At 73.0% G+C, this 4561-nt stretch carries 4 protein-coding genes and 2 pseudogenes; 1 reads left to right on the top strand and 5 read right to left on the bottom strand.

The window, feature by feature from the left end; genetic code table 11:
- A pseudogene (locus FB384_RS26200) lies at nucleotides 1-1025 on the top strand (elongation factor G-like protein EF-G2); the annotation flags it as partial.
- 35 nt (nucleotides 1026-1060) lie between these two features.
- Here FB384_RS26200 and FB384_RS27030 read toward each other — a convergent pair.
- The 5 genes and pseudogenes from FB384_RS27030 to FB384_RS26225 form a co-directional block, all read right to left on the bottom strand.
- On the bottom strand, nucleotides 1061-1489 hold the full coding sequence (locus tag FB384_RS27030; protein ID WP_258935670.1) for an XdhC family protein: 429 nt from the start codon (nucleotides 1487-1489) through the stop codon (nucleotides 1061-1063).
- Nucleotides 1490-1780: 291 nt separating this feature from the next.
- The gene (locus tag FB384_RS26210) at nucleotides 1781-2311 is read right to left on the bottom strand and encodes a LemA family protein (protein WP_183787532.1); all 531 of its coding nucleotides are present in this window, start codon (nucleotides 2309-2311) and stop codon (nucleotides 1781-1783) included.
- Nucleotides 2308-3450 carry a glycosyltransferase family 4 protein gene (locus FB384_RS26215; RefSeq protein ID WP_183787533.1) on the bottom strand — a complete coding sequence of 381 codons (1143 nt, stop codon included), beginning with the start codon at nucleotides 3448-3450 and terminating at the stop codon, nucleotides 2308-2310. Before FB384_RS26215 ends, FB384_RS26210 begins: the two co-directional genes overlap by 4 nt.
- 5 nt (nucleotides 3451-3455) lie before the next feature.
- Nucleotides 3456-4382, bottom strand: coding sequence for a phosphatidylinositol mannoside acyltransferase (locus FB384_RS26220; protein WP_183787534.1), 927 nt, complete (start codon nucleotides 4380-4382; stop codon nucleotides 3456-3458).
- Nucleotides 4379-4561, bottom strand: a pseudogene (locus tag FB384_RS26225) (phosphatidylinositol phosphate synthase); the annotation flags it as partial. The pseudogene FB384_RS26225 and the gene FB384_RS26220, both read right to left, overlap by 4 nt.

A 4561-nucleotide genomic window follows, 5' to 3' on the forward strand; every position in this document is an offset into this window, starting at 1 on the left:
CGCCGAACGAGGACGAGCGGCTCGCACACCTCTACAGCCCTTTCGGCGCCGCGCTCCGCGAGATCCCGTACGCGGTCGCAGGCGACATCTGCGCGCTCACCAAGATCTCCTCGGCCGAGACGGGTGACACGCTGTCCACACCGGACGATCCGTTGCTGATCGCACCGTGGGACATGCCGGAACCGCAGCTGCCGATGGCGGTCGTCGCCGCGAACCGCAGCGACGAGGACGCGCTGGCACGCAACCTCGGCAGGCTCGTGGCTGCCGATCCGACCCTGCGACTCGAGCGCAACGCCGAGACCAGCCAGCTGGTCGTGTGGTGCACCGGCGAGGCGCATGCCGACGTCGTGCTGGCCCGGCTGTGCGACGGCGGCGCCGACGTGACCACCGAGCCGGTGCGCATCCCGCTGCGGGAGACGTTCGCCCGCGCGGCGACCGGCCACGGCAAGCACGTCAAGCAGTCCGGCGGCCACGGCCAGTACGCCGTGTGCGACATCGAGGTCGAACCGCTCCCCCGCGGCGCAGGCGTCGAGTTCGCCGACCGCGTCGTCGGCGGTGCGGTGCCGCACCAGTTCATCCCCAGCGTCGAGAAGGGCGTGCGGGGCCAGCTCGCGGCGGGCATCACCGAGGGCCGCCCGATCGTCGACGTACGCGTCACGCTCGTCGACGGCAAGGCACACAGCGTCGACTCCTCCGACGCGGCGTTCCAGACCGCGGGTGCGCTGGCGATCAAGGCCGCCGCCACCGCGGGACTGACGGCCCTCGAACCGCTCGACGAGGTCGAGGTCCGGCTACCCGACACCTACTTCGGCGCCGTTCTCGGCGATCTGTCGTCCCGCCGGGGCCGGGTGCTCGGCACCGAGGCGCCCGGGGGCGGCACGACGGTGATACGCGCCGAGGTACCCGCGACGGAACTGCTCCGGTACGCCGTCGACCTGCGCTCGATCACGTCCGGCACGGCGACGTTCAGCCGTCACCACGTGCGCTACGACCCGGCCCCCGACCACGCCGCGGCCCTGCGGTGACGGCGTGGCCGGTGCCGCGCACGCGATGACGGGTGTCAGCTGAAGGAGAAACCGCCGGGGCGGTCGTTGCGGTCGGCGAGCAGGCCGGAGAGCGTCGCGATCGCGATCTCCGGCGGTGTCCGCGACCCGATGTTCAACCCGATCGGCCGGTGCACGCGGGCGATGTCGTCCTCACTCACGCCGAGTTGCCGCAGTGCGGCGAGGTGCGGCCCCTCGTGCCGGGGATTGCCCATGACGCCGACCCACCGCGCGGGCTGGGCGAGTGCGTCCTGCAGCATCGCGCCGAGCTCGTCACGGTGGTGATCGGTGACGACGATGTCGGCCGTGTCCGGAACATCCGACAGGTCAGGGATTTCCGTGGGAGCGTCCGCGACGCGCTTGGCGTCGGGTTCCACGAGCAGCGTCCGGAAGCCGGCGTCCGCGGCGTAGCGCAGTAGATAGTCGGCGACCGGCGTGGCGAACACGGCGACGAGAGTGCGGGTGTCCTGCCCCGCGTCGCGTTCCCCGTGGGCGACCTCGCACGCATCCGGCCCGGCGGCCGCATCGGGCCCGGCGGCCGCATCGGGCTCGGCTGTCGTGTCCGGCTCTGCGGTCGTGTCCGCTCGGGCTGCGCCTCCCGCGGCGGGCTGAGTCGTCTCGGATGTGCCCGCCTTCTCGGATGTGCCCGTCTGCTCGGTCGCACCCGGCTTCTCGGACGTGTCCGGCGCTTCCGGTGTCGTTGCCATACCACCAGTGTGACAGCCACCGCCGCGGTATCAGGAATCGTGCGCAGGCGGCGCGGGTGCCGGTTCGGGTTCGGCGATGTCGAAGTACTCGGGCTGCGGCGCGGTGCCCGCCAGTTTGAAGTAGCGGACCTTGCGCCGCCTGCGCAGGGCCAGCGTGTCGCGCACCGCGTCGTTGTAGACCCGGCGCGCAATCACCATGCGGTGTTCGGCATCGGCCAGCTCGTCGGCGAGCGGACCGGGCAGTTCGGACCGGTCGAGCGCGCCGAGCAGCCGGGTGAGCTCGTTCTCTGCGGGTTCACGATCGGTCCACGCCGCACGTTCGGCGGCGCGCGCCGCCGCGACGAGTTCCTCGCCGCCGAGTCGTCCGAGTGCGGCCGCCGGCGCCGAAGCCGCCACGGTGCGCGCGACGACGGCCCGCCGCGCGAGTGCCGCGTCGAGTGCCGCCCAGCCGGCATCCATCCGCACGTGCAACCGGTCGAGTCGGTTCGCCGTCGCCAGCAGGAACAGGCCGACGGCGACCACGAGCACGGCCAGCGCCGCCACGACCACGAACACCGTCATGCGCCCACGTCCCGGTCCGGGCCGACCTTGCGGGGGTCGGCGGCGATGGCGGTCTCGTAGACACGCAGCACCTGCGTGACGACCGTGCGCCAGTCGTACAGCGCGACGCGGTCGGTCCCGGCAGCCGACAGCCGGGCACGGCGATCCGGGTCGGTCAGCAGCTGCCGCAACGCGCCGCCCAGCGCGGCCGCGTCGCCGGTCGGCGTCAGCACTCCGGCGCGGCCGTCGTCGAGGACGCGCCGGAACGAGTCCAGATCACTGGCCAGTACGGGCGCACCGGCCGCCATCGCCTCGGTGAGGATCATGCCGAAGCTCTCGCCGCCCGTGTTCGGCGCGCAGTAGACGTCGACGCTGCGGAGGACCCGGGCCTTGGTCTCGTCGTCGACCTGCCCGAGCAGCTCCAGGTGACCCGCCAGTTCCCGACCCGCCTGTCTGCGCAGCGTGTCGGCCTCTCCCCTGCCCGCGACGAGCAGCCGCACCTCGGGCAGGCCGGCGACGACGCCGCGCAGGGCCTCCAGCAGCACGCCCATGCCCTTGCGCGGTTCGGTGTAGCGGCCGACGAATCCAACGGTGCCGCCGGCGCGCGGATAGCCCTCCAGCGGCCTCGCCCTGGCGAACGAGGGCACGTCGACACCGTTCGGGATCTCCACGGCGTCGCCGCCGAGATGTTCGACCTGTACCCGGCGGGCGAGCGCCGACACGGCGATCCGGGCGGTGATCTTCTCCAGCAGTGGCCGCAGCACGGGCTGGAACGCCGAGAGAGTGCGGGAGCGCGGCGTGGAGGTGTGGAACGTCGCCACGATCGGCCCGTCGGCGACCTTCAGTGCCAGCAGCGACAGGCTCGGTGCCGCCGGCTCGTGCAGGTGCAGCACGTCGAACCGGTTGTCCCGCAGCCATCGCCGCACGCGGGCGTACGACACGGGGCCGAACTGCAGCCGGGCGACCGAGCCGTTGTACGGGATGGCGAGCGACCGGCCGGCCGGATGGACGAAGTCGGGCAGCTCGGCGTCCTCGTCCGCGGGGGCCAGCACCGACACGGCGTGCCCGCGGTTGCGGAGCGCCTTGGCGAGGTCGACCACGTGTCCCTGCACACCGCCGGGCACGTCGAACGAGTAGGGGCAGACGATCCCGATCCGCATGCCGGTCACCCCGCGTCCGCGGCGGATTCCTCGCCTGCGGTGCCGTCGGCGACCGCGTCCTCGCGGTCGGCCGGCCAGAACGGCTGCAGCATGTGCCAGTCGGTGGGATGAGCGGCGATGTCGCCGGCGAAGACGTCGGCGAGCGCCTGGGTGGCTGCGGGCGCCTCGGCCCGGTTGGCGACCCGGATTCGTGGGTGGATGCGCAGGCCCCAGCCGTCGTCGGTGTACCAGGAACCGACGGGCAGCAGTGCCGCACCGGTGCTCGCGGCGAGCCGTGCCGGCCCCGCGGGGAACCGCGCCGGTTCACCGAAGAAGGTCACCGGGGTGCCCGTGTTCGTCATGTCCCGGTCGCCGACGAGGCACACGACGCGGTTCTCCCGCAGCCGTTGCAGCAGCAGCCGGAACGAGACGCTTCCGTCGGCGGGGATGACCTCGAAGCCCAGCGATTCGCGGTACTCGACGAACCGGCGGTACAGCGACTCCGGTTCGAGGCGTTCGGCGACCGTGGTGAGCCTGCCGATCTGCTGTACGGCCCACAGACCCGCGACGTCCCAGTTGCCCGTGTGCGGCAGGGCGACGACCGCGCCGTTGCCCTCGGCCAGCGCGGCTTCGAGGTACTCGGTCCCGCTGATGTCCACATCGGCCAGCACCGCCGCGGGATCGGCCGACGGGAGTCGGAACGCCTCGTGCCAGTAGCGGGCGTAGGAGTGCATCGCCCGGCGCGTCAGATCGTCCAGTTCGGTCTCCCCGGCCCGCGGGACGACGCGGCGCAGGTTGGCACGCAACTGCCGCACGCCGCCGCCACCGCGGCGCGCGGCGAGGTCGGCCACGCCCCAGAAGGCAACGCCGGCGAGGGCCTTCGGCAGCTTCGGAACCACGCGCCAGCCCGTGGCGAAGCCTGCGTCGGCGAGCCGTCCGGCGAGCCCCGTCACGAGTGCCCCTCCGCGGCCGAACGCGCCACGCCGACGATCCGCTGGACCAGCGTGATCACCGACAGCACCGCCAGCAGCCACTGGGACACCTCGACGGCGACGGGAACGCCGAACCCTTGGAGGCCGGTGCCGACGAGCGCGATGATCAACCGCTCGGCGCGTTCGATGAGCCCACCGTC

The sequence above is a fragment of the Prauserella sediminis genome (genome assembly GCF_014195435.1).
Taxonomy (GTDB): Bacteria; Actinomycetota; Actinomycetes; order Mycobacteriales; family Pseudonocardiaceae; genus Prauserella; species Prauserella salsuginis.

Excerpts from the sequence above, each read along its gene's own strand:
- FB384_RS26210 (WP_183787532.1), bottom strand. The coding sequence starts at position 2,311 with ATGACGGTGTTCGTGGTCGTGGCGGCGCTGGCCGTGCTCGTGGTCGCC.
- FB384_RS26215 (WP_183787533.1), bottom strand. The coding sequence starts at position 3,450 with ATGCGGATCGGGATCGTCTGCCCCTACTCGTTCGACGTGCCCGGCGGT.